Origin of the sequence: Bacillus sp. JUb11 (assembly GCF_024807925.1) — a bacterium.
In the GTDB taxonomy this organism is placed as follows: Bacteria; Bacillota; Bacilli; order Bacillales; family Bacillaceae; genus Bacillus; species Bacillus altitudinis.
In genome coordinates, this window is the sequence record NZ_JANUEZ010000004.1 from 378125 (window position 1) to 396303 (window position 18179).

14 protein-coding genes, 7 tRNA genes and 1 rRNA gene are annotated in these 18179 nt (G+C 43.2%); 6 read left to right on the forward strand and 16 right to left on the reverse strand.

The features are described 5' to 3' along the window. Nucleotides 1-285: 285 nt before the first annotated feature. The 11 genes from glmM to M2369_RS10150 form a co-directional block, all read right to left on the reverse strand. Nucleotides 286-1632, reverse strand: a complete 1347-nt coding sequence (gene glmM / locus M2369_RS10100; RefSeq protein WP_008360584.1) for a phosphoglucosamine mutase — start codon at nucleotides 1630-1632, stop codon at nucleotides 286-288. Nucleotides 1633-1657: 25 nt separating this feature from the next. Continuing rightward, complete coding sequence (locus M2369_RS10105; RefSeq protein WP_035704327.1) at nucleotides 1658-3064, reverse strand: CdaR family protein; 1407 nt, start codon at nucleotides 3062-3064, stop codon at nucleotides 1658-1660. Then, the gene (cdaA, locus tag M2369_RS10110; RefSeq protein ID WP_008344027.1) at nucleotides 3057-3878 is read right to left on the reverse strand and encodes a diadenylate cyclase CdaA; all 822 of its coding nucleotides are present in this window, start codon (nucleotides 3876-3878) and stop codon (nucleotides 3057-3059) included. Before cdaA ends, M2369_RS10105 begins: the two co-directional genes overlap by 8 nt. A gap of 204 nt (nucleotides 3879-4082) precedes the next feature. After that, on the reverse strand, nucleotides 4083-4709 hold the full coding sequence (rsiW, locus tag M2369_RS10115; RefSeq protein WP_008344028.1) for an anti-sigma-W factor RsiW: 627 nt from the start codon (nucleotides 4707-4709) through the stop codon (nucleotides 4083-4085). A 14-nt stretch (nucleotides 4710-4723) separates the two neighbouring features. After that, nucleotides 4724-5287, reverse strand: coding sequence for an RNA polymerase sigma factor SigW (sigW, locus tag M2369_RS10120; RefSeq protein WP_007498553.1), 564 nt, complete (start codon nucleotides 5285-5287; stop codon nucleotides 4724-4726). A 185-nt stretch (nucleotides 5288-5472) separates the two neighbouring features. Beyond that, nucleotides 5473-6384 (reverse strand): arginase, encoded by a 912-nt coding sequence (rocF, locus tag M2369_RS10125; RefSeq protein WP_039170230.1) that lies wholly within the window; start codon nucleotides 6382-6384, stop codon nucleotides 5473-5475. Between the two features lie 137 nt (nucleotides 6385-6521). Next, a tRNA-Gln gene (locus tag M2369_RS10130) sits at nucleotides 6522-6593 on the reverse strand. A gap of 4 nt (nucleotides 6594-6597) precedes the next feature. Then, nucleotides 6598-6682: transfer RNA gene (locus M2369_RS10135), tRNA-Tyr, on the reverse strand. A 28-nt stretch (nucleotides 6683-6710) separates the two neighbouring features. Then, nucleotides 6711-6783 (reverse strand) — tRNA-Thr (locus M2369_RS10140). Between the two features lie 3 nt (nucleotides 6784-6786). Next, nucleotides 6787-6862, reverse strand: a tRNA-Val gene (locus M2369_RS10145). Between the two features lie 6 nt (nucleotides 6863-6868). Further along, nucleotides 6869-6943 (reverse strand) — tRNA-Glu (locus M2369_RS10150). A gap of 220 nt (nucleotides 6944-7163) precedes the next feature. On the opposite strand from M2369_RS10150, the gene murQ reads away from it, so the two are divergent. From murQ to M2369_RS10180, 6 genes are read left to right on the forward strand one after another with little or no spacing between them, the layout of a single operon-like run. Beyond that, a complete protein-coding gene (gene murQ / locus M2369_RS10155; protein WP_045035284.1) occupies nucleotides 7164-8075 on the forward strand; it encodes an N-acetylmuramic acid 6-phosphate etherase in 912 nt (303 codons plus the stop codon). Between the two features lie 12 nt (nucleotides 8076-8087). Then, nucleotides 8088-8957, forward strand: a complete 870-nt coding sequence (locus tag M2369_RS10160; RefSeq protein WP_007498558.1) for a MurR/RpiR family transcriptional regulator — start codon at nucleotides 8088-8090, stop codon at nucleotides 8955-8957. Continuing rightward, nucleotides 8954-10333 (forward strand): PTS transporter subunit EIIC, encoded by a 1380-nt coding sequence (locus M2369_RS10165; RefSeq protein ID WP_259254132.1) that lies wholly within the window; start codon nucleotides 8954-8956, stop codon nucleotides 10331-10333. The genes M2369_RS10160 and M2369_RS10165 overlap by 4 nt, the downstream gene beginning before the upstream one ends. Nucleotides 10334-10345: 12 nt before the next feature. After that, on the forward strand, nucleotides 10346-11701 hold the full coding sequence (gene pbp4b / locus M2369_RS10170; RefSeq protein ID WP_060832001.1) for a penicillin binding protein PBP4B: 1356 nt from the start codon (nucleotides 10346-10348) through the stop codon (nucleotides 11699-11701). Between the two features lie 13 nt (nucleotides 11702-11714). Beyond that, entirely contained in the window at nucleotides 11715-13634 is a 1920-nt protein-coding gene (locus tag M2369_RS10175; RefSeq protein ID WP_259254133.1) for a glycoside hydrolase family 3 protein, read from the forward strand. Nucleotides 13635-13684: 50 nt separating this feature from the next. Beyond that, nucleotides 13685-14893 carry an exo-beta-N-acetylmuramidase NamZ family protein gene (locus M2369_RS10180; protein ID WP_396126109.1) on the forward strand — a complete coding sequence of 403 codons (1209 nt, stop codon included), beginning with the start codon at nucleotides 13685-13687 and terminating at the stop codon, nucleotides 14891-14893. A 38-nt stretch (nucleotides 14894-14931) separates the two neighbouring features. On the opposite strand, the gene M2369_RS10185 is transcribed toward M2369_RS10180, so the two are convergent. From M2369_RS10185 to rrf, 5 genes are all read right to left on the reverse strand, one after another. After that, nucleotides 14932-15897 carry a bile acid:sodium symporter family protein gene (locus M2369_RS10185; protein WP_236551954.1) on the reverse strand — a complete coding sequence of 322 codons (966 nt, stop codon included), beginning with the start codon at nucleotides 15895-15897 and terminating at the stop codon, nucleotides 14932-14934. A gap of 61 nt (nucleotides 15898-15958) precedes the next feature. Further along, entirely contained in the window at nucleotides 15959-17398 is a 1440-nt protein-coding gene (locus M2369_RS10190; RefSeq protein WP_212362069.1) for a SulP family inorganic anion transporter, read from the reverse strand. Nucleotides 17399-17760: 362 nt separating this feature from the next. After that, nucleotides 17761-17833, reverse strand: a tRNA-Thr gene (locus M2369_RS10195). 1 nt (nucleotide 17834) lies between these two features. Further along, a tRNA-Asn gene (locus tag M2369_RS10200) sits at nucleotides 17835-17909 on the reverse strand. A gap of 43 nt (nucleotides 17910-17952) precedes the next feature. Then, nucleotides 17953-18068 (reverse strand): 5S ribosomal RNA (gene rrf / locus M2369_RS10205). Between the last annotated feature and the right edge of the window lie 111 nt (nucleotides 18069-18179).

The window sequence follows — 18179 nt, forward strand, 5'->3', positions numbered from 1 at the left end:
GCCTTTCCTGCTAGAATAAAAATCCAGTAACACAAGGATGATTGTACTATAAGGTCTGACCTCCGTCAATCACAATTTAGCGGGTGATCCCCATCATGTTAGAAAGTAAGACCTCCCTACACTATATGCGATGAGGCTTGTCACGTTCTACCTTTGATGTGCTCTCTTATGTATGAAAGCAAGCAGCAAATTGCCCTCACTTATATCATTCGTATAAAACTTTCTTCTTATGACGTTTATTCGAAAAAAAAGCAAACCGCTGCTTAGCGATTTGCTTTACATCAATTACTCAATACCCATTTCTTCTTTGACAACAGCCGTAATGCGAGCCACGTATTCATCACACAGCTCTTTTGTTTTCGCCTCTGCCATGACACGTACAAGCGGCTCTGTTCCTGATGGACGCACAAGGATACGTCCGTCACCGTTCATCTCTTTTTCAACCTCTTGGATCACAGCTTTTACTTTTTCATTTTCTTCCACTTTATACTTATCAGATACCTTTACATTCACTAGAAGTTGCGGGAATTTCTCCATTTCAGCTGCAAGCTCTGACAATGTTTTTCCTGTTGCTTTTAGTGTATTCACCAGCATGATCGCAGAAAGCATGCCGTCACCTGTCGTATTATAATCAAGGAAAATCAAGTGGCCTGACTGCTCGCCTCCGACATTATAGCCATCCTTTTTCATCGCTTCGACCACATAGCGGTCACCAACAGCGGTTTGAATGCTCTTAATGCCTTGCTTCTCAAGCGCTTTATAGAAACCAAGGTTACTCATGACCGTTGACACGACCGTGTCATCCTTCAATCGGCCTTCACCCTTTAGATAACGTGCACATATGTACATAATTTGATCGCCGTCTACAATATCACCTTTTTCATCGACTGCAATTAAGCGGTCGCCGTCGCCATCAAACGCAAGACCAATATCCGCTCCTTTTTCTTTCACAAAAGCAGAAAGTGCCTCTGGATGAGTAGAACCTACGCCATCGTTGATATTCAATCCGTTTGGTGATGTTCCCATTGTTGACACATCTGCATCTAAATCTGCAAATAAATGTGTTGCAAGAGAAGATGTTGCACCATGTGCACAGTCAAGCGCTACGTGAATACCTGTGAAATCCTCGTCTGCTGTCTGTTTCAAGAATTGCAAGTATTTCTGACCGCCTTCAAAGTAGTCATTTACTGTTCCAAGATCCGCGCCAACTGGGCGTGGCAATTGATCGACCGGCTGATCCATCAGCTGCTCGATTTCATTCTCCTGTTCATCTGACAGTTTAAAACCGTCACCGCCGAAAAATTTAATTCCGTTGTCTTGAACTGGGTTATGCGAAGCTGAAATCATGACACCTGCTTCTGCATCCATTGCCTTCGTTAAATAAGACACACCAGGTGTTGAGATCACACCTAAACGCATGACTTCAGCCCCAATTGAAAGTAAGCCTGCTACGAGTGCTCCTTCTAACATATGACCAGATACACGCGTGTCTCGTCCAACGAGTACCTTTGGACGTTCTTTATCCTTCGTGAGCACATAGCCGCCAAATCTCCCAATTTTAAATGCGAGCTCTGGCGTTAATTCGCTATTAGCCACACCCCTTACACCATCAGTTCCAAAGTACTTGCCCATGTTTCAATCGCTCCTTTTTTACCATTCAAGAGGACGCTGCGTCCTCTTTGTTATCTTCTTTGACCCGCTGTCTTTGACTCGATTCTTTTTTTGCTTTATCTTGTGTTGATTCCTTTTGACTCTTCTCTTCCTGATCATCATCGGATGATTGATCTTTTCGATCATTCGTAGAAGCCGGCTGATCTTCTGTATCAGTAGAAGTCAGTTTCACTTTGACCTTCGATCTAGATAATGTCCATGTCACATTTTGAGGGCCATTCACTTGTACTTTGACCTCATGTGTTCCTTCGTTTAAGTCCCCGACATTGATATAGGCTTCAATATCTGAAGCCTTTAGTTTATCAATTGCACTCTTTGATCCTTTTGCTGTTAGTGTGAGACGCCCAGAAGACGGACTCACAAATGCAGAGCTAAGATCCTTGCTCAGACCCACGACAGAAATTGGAACATTATCGATCTTTTTTTCTTCAGCTGTTGCAACCTTCACTTTGATTTTAACAGTTTCAGGTGATACCTTTTTCACACCATCTGGCAGTGGAATGTCGGCATCAATCTCTGTATCATCTTTAATCTTGCTTAGGTCGAGCTTAACGCCGTCAATAAAATCAAGTGCATCCAGCACCTTTTGAGAACCGTAGACTGTCACCTCACTTGGGCTTGTCTCGATGCTTGAGATACTGATCCCATCTGGCAAGCTGCCCGTCCGCTCAATCTTAAACGGAACTTTCTTGCTTGGACTCGTAATCGGGACCGTAATATCTACCACAGACGGACTCACTTCGACTGGTAGCTCATTCCCGCTGCTATCATACACAGTGAGCTTCGCTTCTTTCTCAATTTGCTGATCGACATCCTCTAAGTTCACAAATGCTTTAATGACAGAAATTTTGTCGATCACGTCTTTTGAGCCAGTAACCGTGACATTTTTCGGATTCACAATAGGCTGCTCTGGTGAATAGCCGTCTTTGATTTTATTTTGATTATAAAATTCAGTTTCAACAGGAAATTCAGCTGTCGTTTTTTCTTGTATCGTCACAGTCGTCACAGACGGATTAATCGTTAACGTGATTCCTTTCGATACATCTCTTGCCTTCAATTCGACTTTATGTGTACCTGTCGTCAGGTTTTGCATATCTGCGTAAATTTCAAAATTTTTCGTTTGTCTTGCTGTTTTCACAGCACTAGTTGATCCTTTAATCGTGACATTGACTGTCTGCGGCACACCAGTGACTACATACTTTTCGTCGTCATAATATGCTTTAACAGGAATGTCCGTTAAGGTTGCCTCGTCTGTTGTCGATGTTGGGAAAAAGGATTCACCGATTTTTTTCGGCGTGGGCGCTTGCGCTGAATTGACTGCACCATACAGCAATAAAGCGAAGACCAATGCAAGAAACTTAACGGCCCAGCGATTATTCAAAATCTTATCCATTTTTCTTGCCCCTCCAATACCATTTGGTCGAGGAAGCATCTTTGCTGTTCTTACTAAACTCAGCAATCAGCATTTCTTCAAGCGCTTCTTCTGTCAATTCTCGATGGAGATCACCATTTCTTGCGACACTAATGCCGCCTGTCTCCTCGGAGACAATGACGGTTAAACTGTCCGTTACTTCACTAATACCAACTGCCGCGCGGTGACGTGTACCGAGCTCCTTAGAGATAAAAGGACTTTCAGACAGCGGTAAATAACACGCCGCAGCTGCAATCTCATCACGCTTCATAATCACAGCGCCGTCATGAAGCGGTGTATTCGGAATGAAGATATTAATCAGCAGCTCAGAACTGACCTTTGCATTTAAAGGAATTCCGGTCTCTATGTAATCATTCATCCCAGTATCGCGCTCAATCGTTAGCAGCGCGCCTATTCTTCGTTTTGCCATATAGTTAATTGCTTTTGTAATTGCCTCGATCGTTTTCTGCTGCTGTTCCTCTACAGGTGTTCCGCTTCTAGAGAAGAAACGGCCGCGCCCAAGCTGTTCAAGCGCTCTCCTTAGCTCTGGCTGAAAAATAATAATGATCGCAAGGAACCCCCACGTAATCGCTTGATCCATCAGCCATTGAAGTGTGTTAAGACCGAGATACGCACTTCCCATCCTGACGAGAACAATGACGACAATTCCCTTTAAAAGCTGAACCGCTTTTGTTCCGCGGATGACCATCATTAATTTATATATCACATACCAAACAACGAGAATATCAACAGCATTACCGAGGTACTGCAAAAAAGGAATATCCCCTAAAGCCATTTCCTCGTCCTCCAGAATTTTCAGTTATTCTTCGTTCGATTCATTTTTTATAAAAAAAGAGCCTATGTGTAAGTACATAGCGTGGCTATTATACCACATTTTGTTTCAGCAAGGAAAATAGTTGCCATATCTGGCTGGCATTCAAGTCTGTCCATCAATAGAAAAAGAGCAGTCCCCTTAGAGACTGCTCTCACACTGTTTGATTTACTTTTGCTCCTCTGGCCCAATGACCCGCATCACGTCTTGTGCTGTAGACTTCATTTTGTACCAAACCCAATCAAACACTTCATTAATTTCATTGATTTGACCAGTGACTTGTCCGGCAGAAGCAGTCAGCTGTTCTCCATTGACGACTGTTACGTTTCCATCAACCTTGCCTTCTACAATCAGCTTGCCATTTTTCACAGTGACATCACCTTTGACGGTTTCCCCTTTAGGTACCGTCACTGTATCATTTTCAACCACGAGATTCGGCTGCTTTGACACACTGAAATTATGATCCGTATTCCAGCTAGTAAACAGACTGCCTCCCATCAATATGACAAAGAGGGCAGCGGCGACCATTAGCGGATGAGCTTTGATCCATCTTTGAATCGACACACGCTTTTTCTCCTTTGGAAGACCTGCCATCACCTTTGCAGTGAAATCAGATGGTGCTTCTATATGAGATGTACTCTGCACGAGCGCGATGGATTTCTCAATTTGTTGAAAATGAGTACGGCATTCCTCACACGATTGCAGATGGCTCTTTAATTCTTTTTCATCTTCGGGCTCTATGTCCCCGTCTAAATACTGATGCATAAGCAGGACGATTTTTTCCTGACAGCTCATCAAAATCACCTCACTCAAAGGTCTCTCAACTGTTTCCGGAGAGCCTCTCTACCCCTGTGTATTCTCGTTTTCACCGTACCAACTGGTATATTCAGAATCTCACTAATTTCTTTTAACGAGAGTTCATCAATATACTTTAATACGATGACCGAGCGATATTTATCGGGTAATCTTAAAATTTTTTGCTGAATGGTGCTCGATAATTCAAGCGACACCACCTCGTCCTCTGGCAAAATGCCGTCAGCCGCAATTTGAGAATACATATTCAGTCCTTCTGTCCCTGCCACCTCTGCATCTAAATAATAATCCGGCTTTTTTTTACGAATACGGTCGATGGTCAGGTTGGTTGCAATGCGGTACAGCCACGTGGAAAACTTACGATTCACATCAAAGCTCTCAATATTCACATAGGCACGAATAAACGCCTCCTGCGCAATATCTTCTGCTTCATGCGCATTCCCAAGCATACGATAGCACAGCTGATAAATTTTGTCTTTATACAGGTCTACGATGTCTGCAAATGCGTTCTGGTCGCCTTTTTTCACTTGCTTAATTCTCTTTTTAATCATTGTTTCCATAGTATATTCAACCTCTGCCTTCACCGGTCTTTATGTATACGAACCTCGTTCCAAAAGGTTTCATTCTCCTCTAAAAAATAGTGTAACAAATTTTTGACAGCATGTTACGCTTATCAGCCGGTAAAAACCTTAACATATCCTTAAATTTCCCCAAAATTAAAAAAAGAACGGGAACAAGTCCCGCTCTATAATAGCTTTTCACCCATTAAAGAACCAATTAATGCAACTGCCGCTTCTGCTGTTTTATTTTTCTCATCTAATACCGGATTCACCTCAACAAACTCAGCAGAAGTCAAAATACCTGCTTCCTCTAAAAGCTCCATTGCAAGATGACTCTCTCTATAACTGATGCCGCCAGCAACCGGCGTTCCCACGCCAGGGCACTCCGCTGGATCAAGGCCGTCTAAATCAAGCGACAAATGAACACCATCTGTTCTTTCTTTTAAATACGCAATGGCTTCCTCCATTACTCTCGTCATCCCTAATCGATCGATTTCATGCATCGTATACACTTTAATGCCTTTTTCTCTAATCAATGCCCGCTCTCCTTCATCTAAAGAACGAGCACCAATCAAGATCACATTCTCAGGCTTTACTTTAGGGGTATAACCGCCAATATTGATTAGATCAGCATGCCCAAAGCCGAGACTGACAGCGAGCGGCATCCCATGAATATTTCCAGAAGGAGAAGTTTCCTCTGTATTTAAATCACCGTGCGCATCATACCAAATGACACCCAAATTTTCATAATGTTTGGCTACACCGGCTAGTGTACCAATTGCAATGCTGTGATCCCCGCCTAAAATCAGCGGAAACGAACCTGACTGCACAATACTGCTAACCTTTTCAGCAAGAAGCTGGTTTGCGCCAGCATTCTCCGTTAAGTTTTTCAGTTTTTCACTTGTATAGAGACCTTTCTCATCATCTCTTTGCTCAACGGGAATATCCCCTAAATCCTCGACATCAAATGAAAGCGATTCCAATTTTTCTTTTACACCAGCACAGCGAATGGCACTCGGCCCCATATCGACGCCCCTTCTCATTTGACCGAGATCCATCGGCACCCCAACAATCGTGACCTTCTTTTGATCTCCCATATGTACATCCCCTTTCCGTTCATGCTTATATTTTACTTTCTCGGTGCCTTCTGACTCAACTCAACAATATTTTGAATAGTTATACATTCCAATCGTCAAAATAAAAAAAAGACACCTTTTTAAAAAAGGTGTCTTAACTGGGCTAGCTGGATTCGAACCAACGCATGACGGAGTCAAAGTCCGTTGCCTTACCGCTTGGCTATAGCCCAAAAATGGTGGAGGGGGGCGGATTCGAACCGCCGAACCCGGAGGGAGCGGATTTACAGTCCGCCGCGTTTAGCCACTTCGCTACCCCTCCACATATGGAATTGATAAAAGAAAAACAGTGCCGGCAAGAGGACTTGAACCCCCAACCTACTGATTACAAGTCAGTTGCTCTACCAGTTGAGCTACACCGGCATATGGTGGAGGATGACGGGCTCGAACCGCCGACCCTCTGCTTGTAAGGCAGATGCTCTCCCAGCTGAGCTAATCCTCCACATGATGGTGACCCGTACGGGATTCGAACCCGTGTTACCGCCGTGAAAGGGCGGTGTCTTAACCGCTTGACCAACGGGCCAGTTTGTCAAGTTTACTGTTTCCGTGAAGCTGACAAAAGTTATTATATACAGGTTGTCCCCCTTTTGTAAAGGGGATTTTTATTTTTTTTATTTTCTAACTATTCAACCCTCATCAGCACAACATTTCGATTGAAATATAATTTCAGTATTTAAATATAATATTGAAATTTCATGTCATACTAAATATACTGAAAATGAAGAAATAAGGAGGTATGTCACATGCAGCCATCTCAACTGCGTTCTTTGACAACAGAATCAAGAAACCCTAACACCATGAGAATTTCACAAGCAAGCCCGCTAGAAATACTCCAAATGATAAATGCGGAAGATATGAAGGTCGCTCAAGCCGTCAACCGTGTCCTTCCAGACGTAAAGACAGCAAGTGACTTGGCCTTTGAATCCATCTCGAATGGGGGCAGACTCATTTATCTAGGCGCTGGAACAAGTGGCAGAATTGGGGTAATGGATGCGGTCGAATGTCCACCTACCTATAGCATTTCACCTGATGTCATCGTAGGCATCATGGCCGGTGGAGACTCTGCCTTTTCACATGCAGCAGAAGATGTGGAAGACAGTGAAGAAGCTGGTCAAAAAGATTTAGAACACATTCACCTAACATCAAAAGATACGGTTGTCGGAATCGCGGCGAGCGGTAGAACACCCTATATCATTGGCGCTTTAAACTATGCTAGAACCATTGGAGCAAAAACAGTAGCCCTCAGCTGCAATGAACAAGCAGAGATTAGCGAACTAGCAGACTGCGCCATTGAAGTCGTCGTAGGAGCAGAAGCCATCACTGGATCAACACGAATGAAAGCCGCATCCGCTCATAAAATGATTTTAAATATGCTTTCCACCTCTGTCATGATCAGACAAGGCAAAGTATATGAAAACCTGATGGTAGATGTAAAAGTAAGCAATCATAAACTGAAAGAACGCGCCATCACCATCATTCAGCATGTGACCAATGCTTCCTACGAACAAGCCGTAAAAGCCCTTGAAGCAGCCGATTTAGAAGTTAAAACAGCCATCGTCATGCTCCAAACCAAAACAGATAAAAAGACAGCCAAAGACCTGCTCAACAAAGCAGATGGTCACATCGACAAAGCCATCTTACGTCATCAATCTTAAAGGAGGAAACTCATGTCAGCAGGCGGACTCACCCTACTACACACAATGAAATCAAAGCTTCCCCAATCTGAAAAAATCATTGCAGACTATATCCTTGCCCATCCTGACAAAGTCATTAAAAGCACAGTGCATGAAATCAGTCAGGCTGCCGGCGCAAGCAGCTCTGCCGTCATCCGCCTCTGTAAGTCTCTCGGGCTGGATGGCTATCACGATTTGAAAATGCGGATCGCTGGAGACTTAATGCACACTGATAAACAAGGCTACCGGGATATCGAACAAGATGAACCACTTCAATCCATTATTCAAAAGACAGCAGGAAACACCATTCAATCGATCAAAGATACAGCCTCTATTTTAAATGTAGAAGCTTTAGAAAAAGCTGTTCAACTGCTACTGAATGCAAACCAAATCCATTTTATCGGTGTGGGTGCATCTGGCATCGTCGCAGCTGATGCCCAGCAGAAATTTCTCAGAATCAATTATGCAGCTACAGCCTTTACTGACATGCACATCGCATCTACGGTCATCGCAAATGCTGGAAAGAATGACATTGTGTTCGGTATATCCTTTTCTGGAGAAACGTTAGACATCATCCAAGCCCTTCAGCTCGCAAAAGAAAATGAAGTGAAAACCATTGCTTTAACGCATCCAGGGCATACAAGCGTTTCTGCATTGTGTGATGTCCATCTATCAACGTCCGGTTCCAATGAAGCACCTTTTCGTAGTGCTGCCACTTCCTCTAGAATGGCACAGCTCTATTTAATCGATGTCTTGTTCCTCAGTTTAGCCTCTCGTCAATATGAACAGACGGCACAATATATTGACAAAACAAGGCATGCCATCCGCTCCATGAAACGAAAAACAAAGGGGGATTCAACATGAGTCATCAAAAGAAATATCAGCAGTTGGCGAAAGACATCCTTTCACTCTGTGGTGGTTCTGAAAACATCTCTTCCCACACACATTGTATGACACGTCTCCGAATTACACCCATTGATCGTGAAAAAGTGCAAACTACCGCGATCAAAGAACTCGATGGCGTCATTGGCGTCGTCGAAGCGGAAACACTGCAAATCATTTTAGGCACAGGTGTTGTTAACCAAGTATCAAGTGCATTTGAACAGCTGCTCAAAGCCTCAGGTTCATATGACTTAAACAACGAAGCACAGAAAAACAAACAAGCCATTTCACAAAAGAACCGCACACCATTCAAGCTGTTCTTACGGCGGATCGCCAGCATTTTCATTCCCATTATTCCAGCACTCGTTGCATCGGGTCTTATAACGGGTATTACAAAAGCGGTCGTGCAAGCAGGCTGGCTCGATGAAAAATCTCAAGCTGCGATTATCCTAACCGTTATAGGCTCAGGCTTGTTTGCTTATCTCGGTATATTAGTAGGAACAAACGCCGCAAAAGAATTTGGTGGCTCTCCTGCATTAGGCGCATTAGCAGGTATTCTCATCATTAACCCAGCTGCCGCTGATATTATGTTATTTGGCACTAATATTCTACCAGGTAGAGGCGGACTTATCGGTGTTCTTCTTGCAGCTATTTTTATGGCACTTGTTGAAACCCGGATCAGACGCTTCGTCCCGCAATCACTCGATATCATCGTCACACCAACCATCACACTACTCATTACAGGCATTTTCACGTACGTTATCTTCATGCCAGTCGGCGGATTTATATCTGATGCCATCACCTCTGGACTTACTTATCTATTAAACATTGGCGGTATTTTTGCCGGATTTGTTCTTGGTGCGACCTTCCTTCCTCTTGTTGTCACTGGACTTCACCAAGGCCTAACACCTATTCATATGGAACTGATTAATTCAATTGGAGATGACCCGCTTCTGCCAATCCTCGCTATGGGAGGCGCAGGACAGGTCGGTGCTGCCTTTGCCATTTATATGAAAACAAAAAAGAAAAATCTGAAAAGAGCCATTGCAGGCGGACTTCCTTCAGGAATGCTTGGAATTGGAGAACCGCTCATTTTCGGTGTCACACTCCCGCTCGGAAGACCCTTCCTCACTGCTTGTCTCGGCGCTGGAATCGGCGGAGCATTTCAAGCCTATTTCCAAATCGCCACTAAAGCAATCGGGGTATCAGGTCTCCCATTAACCTTTATCGTTCACACACATCAAATGCTGCTTTACTTAATAGGTCTCTTCATTGCATATGTCGCTGGATTTATCTTCACATACTTATTCGGATTTCATGATGATATGGCTGTTGAATTCGAGGAAAATAAGCAATAGGAGGTCTAGTTCTTGAAGAAATATTTTCTCATCATCACAAGTCTGTTCATGCTCCTAGGGTTACCAGTGCAAACATTTGCAACTAGCTCCCATCCTGTATCGTCTTTGTCTAAAACAGCACCTGAAGAATATCCCGTCTTAAAAAAAGCAAAACGACCGGAACAAGTAGGTTTTTCTTCTAGGCAGCTTAGGAAGGTTGATCACATGATTCAAAACGATATCAAAGCAGGGTTTCCAGGGGCAGCACTCATCATTATCAAGGATGGTCAGATCGTCCATCAAAAAGCCTATGGCTACAGACAAAAATATAAAGGGACAACAGAACTCAAATTCTATAAGAAAATGAAAAAGAACACACTGTTCGATTTGGCATCCAATACAAAAATGTATGCCACCAACTATGCCCTGCAAAAGCTAGTATATGAACAAAAACTAGATGTAAATGAAAAAATACAAACCATCCTGCCTGACTTTCAAGATGAACCAGATGCAAAGGTAACCGGCAAAGATCAGCTTCGAGTCAAGGATCTTCTCACCCATTCTGCCGGACTGCCTTCCAGTGTTTTATTTTATAGCAAAGAGCAAGCGGGCTCTTTTTTCTCTCAAGATAGACAAACAACCATGAAATGGCTGCCAAAGGTACCTCTGCAATACAAGCCAGGCACTCAGCATATTTATAGTGATATTGATTACATGCTGTTAGGCATGATCATTGAGAAAAAAACCGGTATGCCACTTGATCAATATGTAGAGTCGACGATTTATCGACCGCTTGGTCTAAAACATACCATGTTCAATCCGCTGAAAAAGGGATTCAAGCCAAAGCATTTTGCAGCAACCGAGCGTCTAGGCAATACAAGAGATGGTGTCATTGATTTTGAAAACATTCGCAGGTACACCCTGCTAGGTGAAGTCCACGATGAGAAAGCCTATTACTCAATGGCAGGTGTCTCCGGACATGCTGGACTTTTCTCTAATACATCAGATATGGCCGTACTGCTTCAGCTGATGCTCAATAAAGGAGGCTATGGGAAAACAACCATCTTTGACCAAGCTTCTATCGATCTCTTTACGGAATCATCAGACACGAACCCAACTTACGGGCTAGGCTGGCGGAAAAACGGCAATACTGACATGGAATGGATGTTTGGGAAATACGCAAGTAAAGAAGCGTATGGACACACAGGCTGGACCGGAACGATGACTTTGATTGATCCAAAACACAATCTAGGCGTCGTCTTGCTGACAAATAAAAAACATTCACCCGTCGTTTCACCTGAAGTCAACCCAAATCAATTTGAAGGTGACCTTTTCCCAACTGGTACTTATGGAAGCATCATGACTGCAATCTACGAATCTTTTAAGTAAAAGGAGGAATTCGATGTTAAAAGCTCTGTTCCCCGCTGCACTCGTTTTGGCCCTGCTCACCTCTTCCATTCCAACGGAAAAGGTGAGCTCCGCCCCTCTCCCAACTGCCAAACAAATGGTTCAGGACATGTCCTTGGATGAAAAAATTGGCCAAATGCTCATGCCAGACTTTCGCAATTGGCAAGCAGAAGGTGAATCCGCTCCTACAGGCTTCACAAAAATGAATAAAGAAGTCTCTCACCTTGTAGAGAAATATCATTTAGGCGGTGTCATATTATTTGCAGAAAATGTCGTTGATACGAAACAAACCGTCAAACTCATACATGAATTTCAACAAGCATCACCCAACATTCCTTTACTCATTTCCATTGATCAAGAAGGCGGAATCGTCACAAGACTACAAAAGGGAACACATTTCCCAGGAAATATGTCGATTGGTGCCTCTCGAAGTAAGAAAAATGCTTATGATACTGGTAAAATCATCGGCAAAGAATTAAACGCTCTAGGTATCAATACAAATTTCTCTCCTGTTCTTGATGTAAATAATAACCCGAATAACCCCGTCATCGGTGTCCGTTCCTTTAGCTCTGACCCTGAACTTGTCACGAAACTTGGTCTGCAAACCATGAAAGGACTTCAAAAGGAAAAGACCATTTCCACATTAAAGCATTTCCCAGGACATGGTGATACAGCTGTTGATAGTCACTACGGTCTTCCGCTTGTCGAACATGATCTAGATCGTCTTAAAAAGGTGGAGCTGTATCCATTTCAACAAGCAATCAACGCAGGGGCAGATATGGTCATGACCGCTCATGTTCAATTCCCAGCCATTGATGACACAACGTATAAAAGCAAAAAAGATGGCGAGGACATTATGGTTCCAGCAACCTTATCAAAAAAAGTCATCACAAACTTATTAAAAGAAGACATGGGCTTTCAAGGAGTGGTTGTAACAGACGCCCTCAATATGAAAGCGATTGCAGATAACTTCGGACAGGAAGAAGCTGTGGTAATGGCTATTAAAGCAGGCGTCGACATTGCCCTCATGCCAGCACCTGTCACGTCCTTAAAGACAGAAAAAAACCTAGAGAATGTGTTCAATGCTTTAAAAAGAGCAGTTCTCACAAACGAAATTCCAATGTCCCAGATCAATCAATCTGTCGAAAAAATCCTTCAATTAAAGATCAAACGCGGCATCATTTCCGCCAATAAATCAGTAAGCCTTGAGAAGAAAATCAAAAAAGCCACACAGCTCGTTGGTCAAAAGTCGCACCGAAAAGCAGAACAAAAAATGGCACGCGAAGGAATCACTCTCCTTAAAAACAACGACAAAACCTTGCCTTTTAAGCCTAAAAAGAATGACAAAATCTTGTTCATGGCACCGTACGAAGATCAAACAAAAGCAATGTCCGTCACAATTGAATCACTAATCAAACAAAAAAAGATCAAACCTGTGCGTATCCAATCATACGCATTTGCAGATAAGAGCTTCTCCAAAGAAACAGCCAAACTCATTCAAGATGCTGACTATGTCATTACCGGCTCTTACGTTGTCCAAAATGACCCGGCTGTGAATGATGGCGTCATTGATGACGGTGTACAGGATCCGAAAAAATGGGCAACGGCCTTCCCTCGTGCTGTCATGAAAGAAGCAGCAGCACAAAACAAAAAATTGGTCATCATGAGTCTTAGAAACCCTTATGATGCGGCAAATTTCGAGGAAGCCGACGCCTTACTGGCTGTGTACGGTTTTAAAGGGTACTCAAACGGACAATTCAATCAACCGAATATTCCTGCGGGACTAGAAGTGGTTTTTGGAGCGGCCTCACCTAAAGGGAAATTACCCGTCGCTATCCCATCAGTCACTCATCCTAATCAAACCCTTTACCCATTTGGCTATGGACTCAATTTAAAAGGAAAACAGATCAAATAGGAGGGATTCTCTTGAAAAAGACAGCAAGCTTGATACTCGCTAGCATTCTCATGATCAGCACATTGACCGCCGCCTCCCCCGCAGATTCAGAACGAACAGATACAAAAGGAAAAAAAGCAACAGTCAAAACAGGTATCGAAACATTACTCTCAAGTAACCTCTCTTGGCTTAAAGGGAAAAAAGTAGGGCTTATTACGAATCCTACAGGCATTGATGCAAACATGAAAAGCAGTGTCGATCTGCTATTTGAACACCCCGATATTAAACTGACTGCCTTGTATGGGCCTGAACATGGCGTCCGCGGTGATGCACAAGCAGGAGAAGGCGTCGAATCGTATACCGACGAAAAAACGGGCCTGCCTGTTTACTCTCTTTATGGAAAAACAAGAAAGCCAACTCCTGAAATGCTCAAAAATGTAGATGTCCTGCTATTTGATATTCAAGACGTTGGTACTCGTTATTACACCTATATTTACACGATGGCGTATGCAATGGAAGCAGCTAAGGAAAACAACATTCCATTTGTTGTCTTAGATCGTCCAAACCCCATAGGCGGGCTAAAAGTAGAAGGACCCGTATTAGAGCCAGAACACGCCTCTTTTGTAGGTCTCTATCCCATCCCATTAAGACATGGGATGACAACTGGAGAACTTGCATACATGTTTAACAAAGAGTTTCATATCAACGCTGATGTAAAAGTGATCAAAATGAAACATTGGAAACGATCCATGACGTTCGATGACACGAAGCTGCCGTTCGTCCTCCCTTCACCTAACATGCCGACCGTTGATAGTACCTTTGTTTACCCAGCAACAGGATTAATCGAAGGCACAAACGTTTCTGAAGGCAGAGGAACGACAAAACCGTTCGAACTCATTGGCGCTCCATATATCAATAGCAATGAGCTAGCAGATCATTTAAATAGGTTAAAACTAAAAGGCGTTCAATTTAGACCTGTCTCATTTACCCCTACCTTTTCAAAACATGCCGGGACTTTGTCTCACGGGGTACAGCTGTATGTCACAGACCGAAAATCATTCGAAGCAGTCAAAACAGGTCTATCCATCATCAAAGCAATTCATGACTTGTATCCTAATGACTTTCAATTCCTACAAACAGGCAGCTTTGATAAACTCATCGGGAATAGCTGGATCAAAGAAGAAATCAATAAAGGCACTTCCATCAAACACATCATGAAACAATACCACCATGACCTAAAGACATTCGAAAAGAAACGGAAGAAATACCTCATCTATTAATCGCAAAAAAGCCTCCACCTTAAAGGATGGAGGTTTTTTCATGATAAAGACTTAGTCACAGCAGGTACTTTCAGCTCGAAACGATGAAGTAAAAAGCCAAACAAGGCTGCAAGCACTTGCTGAAACAGCATGCCAATCACTACAGGAACAGCAACAGCAGGCGGGAAAAAGCTAATGGCAAGCACAGCACCCGCGCTAATGTTCCGCATACCGCCCGTATACACAATCGCCACAATTTCTCCTTGGGTACATTTCATCGCCTTTCCAATCAACCACGCAAAAGCATACCCACTCATCGCAATGAAAAAGACAGTCGCTGCTTTGCTAAAAAATGCAGCATCCAGTTCACGCAAATATGGGGCGACAACAGAACTGTTAATCGATACGACAACAAACAAGCCTAATTTTGAAAAAGGAGCCAAGGTCTGACTCATTGCTTTTGTCACCGATGGCTTTGCATACTGACGAACGAGCATCCCTAAAATAGAGGGCAGCACCACCATACCGAATAGTCCTTTCATGATCGCCACCATGTCCATATGGACCTGTGTACCAACGAAGATTGACAAGCTTACTGGTACAATCAATGGCGAAAGCAATGTATCAATTAATATGATAGATAACGTTAACCCCACATTCCCTTTATACATTGCCGCCCATATTAAACTAGACACACCTGTCGGAATCACCATCGCAAGCGTCAAACCGGTGATCGTCATAGAATCACCTGCAAATATCAAATGCCCCGCCGACCATGCATAAAGGGGCATCAGCACATGCAAAATCACAAACGATAAAATCAAAGGCAATGGATGCATCACCGTATGCTTTAAAGCTGAAAAAGTAGATGACAAGCTCCCTGAAAATGTCATCACAGCAAACACCCAAGGCACCAAAAAGGTGAAATCTTTTAAATACGCCGCCAATAATACACCAAGTAGCACGCTGACAGGCGTAATGAGCGGCATCATACGGCCGAGCACCTGATTCAAACGGACAAGCATGCCGGCCACCTCCATCCTTCACTTTCTTCCTTGTTCTATTGTAACAAACAGAAAAGTCTTTTTAAGATCCGATCACTTGTTTCATAAGTTTTTGACTAGACGTATCCATTCCAACTACGTCCACCTCTACACCAGCTGTACGATATTTTTCCTTCACACGTTCAATCGCGGCCACACCTGATTCGTCCCATATACGCGCTTCAGACAAATCAATCACAACCGTGTTCAGGTCGTTTCCATGATGGAAGGCTTGAATCAATTCAGTCACGGAAGCAAAGAAAATTTGACCCTTAATTCGATAAACCCATGTACCAGCTTGGCTTTCTGTAGAGGTAATATGGAGTTTTGATATTTTAGCCACAAAGAATACGGCACTAAGCAGCACCCCTGCAAAAACACCCTTGGATAAATCATGAGTGAACACCACCGTCACGACCGTGACAAGCATCACAAGAGAATCTGTTTTTGGGTTCTTTTTCAGCTGCTGGAATGAACTCCAATCAAAGGTACCAATAGAAACCATGATCATGACAGCCACAAGAGCAGCCATCGGAATTTGAACAACCACATCACCGAGCACAAAAATCAATACCATTAAAAATGCACCAGCCACAAAGGTAGAAAGCCTGCCTCGTCCCCCTGCCTTTGTATTAATCACAGATTGACCAATCATCGCACAGCCAGCCATACCGCCAAAAAATCCTGCCACCACATTGGCAATTCCTTGGCCTCTCGCTTCCTTATTTTTACGACTAGACGTTTCCGTCATATCATCTACAATCTGTGCTGTTAATAAAGATTCAAGTAAACCAACCATCGCTAGTGCTAAGGAATAAGGAAAAATGATAGCAAGTGTTTCCCAGCTAAACGGTACATTGGGAATAAGAAAAGTTGGCAAAGAGCTAGGAAGCTCTCCCATGTCCCCAACCGTTCTGACATCAATATGCCCAAATACAGCAATCATCGTCATCACAATAATCGCAATAAGTGGAGAGGGAATAACTTTTGTGACCATCGGCAATACATAAATGATCAACAATGCTCCACCTGTCATGATATACATAGCCATGGATTCCCCAACGAAATGCGGCAGCTGGGCCATGAAGATCATAATTGCCAACGCATTGACAAAACCAACCATCACAGACCTCGGAATAAATTTCATCAGACGAGAAACACGGCACAATCCAAACATAATTTGAATCAAGCCTGTTAAAATCGTAGCTGCGAACAAATACTGCAATCCATGATCTGCAATTAAATTGACCATGACCAGCGCCATAGCCCCAGTAGCGGCAGAGATCATACCTGGTCGTCCACCAACAAACGAAATCACAATCGCGATACAAAACGAAGCATACAAACCGACCTTAGGATCAACGCCCGCAATAATTGAAAACGCAATCGCCTCAGGAATCAAAGCCAAGGCCACTAAAATACCCGCCAGCACATCCTGACGCACATGTCCAAACCATTCTTGCTTTACAAATAAATCTTTCAAACCATCTACTCCTTTTTATATACATACCGTACAAGGAAAAAGAAGGCGAATAAAAACCGGAGATACAGAAAGGGAAAAACAATAACCATTCAATTTCGGGGAAAAAGAGGAACGTACAGAGTCTTTTGTAAGAGAGGAAGTCATCACTTTAGTAAGGATAAAAGAAATACGCCGAAGAATCAAGAACAAATAGAAGGGGTATGTAGAAAGCTAAGGCAAAGCTTCCATCAAAATCGCTCGAGTCATTTTCTATTTTCATGAGCCTAACTAAGATCAATAAACGTCAACTTATTTTAAAACAAACAAAAAAAGCCTTCTCATCAACGAGAAACCTTAACATTTACCATTATCATATAGAGGAAAGCTTCCAAGCGGGCTCGAACCGCTGACCTCTTCCTTACCATGGAAGTGCTCTACCTACTGAGCTATGGAAGCATGGCTCCGCAGGTAGGACTCGAACCTACGACCGATCGGTTAACAGCCGATAGCTCTACCACTGAGCTACTGCGGAATGGATAAAGTAACTTCTTCCATTGGAAGGATATAAACAAAAAGCTTGGCGGCGTCCTACTCTCACAGGGGGAAACCCCCAACTACCATCGGCGCTGAAGAGCTTAACTTCCGTGTTCGGTATGGGAACGGGTGTGACCTCTTCGCTATCGCCACCAAACCTGATGGAGAGAATGTTCTCTCAAAACTAGATAACAATGTTCATTTTTCACATTAGAATATAGGTTAAGTCCTCGATCTATTAGTATCTGTCAGCTCCACGTGTCACCAC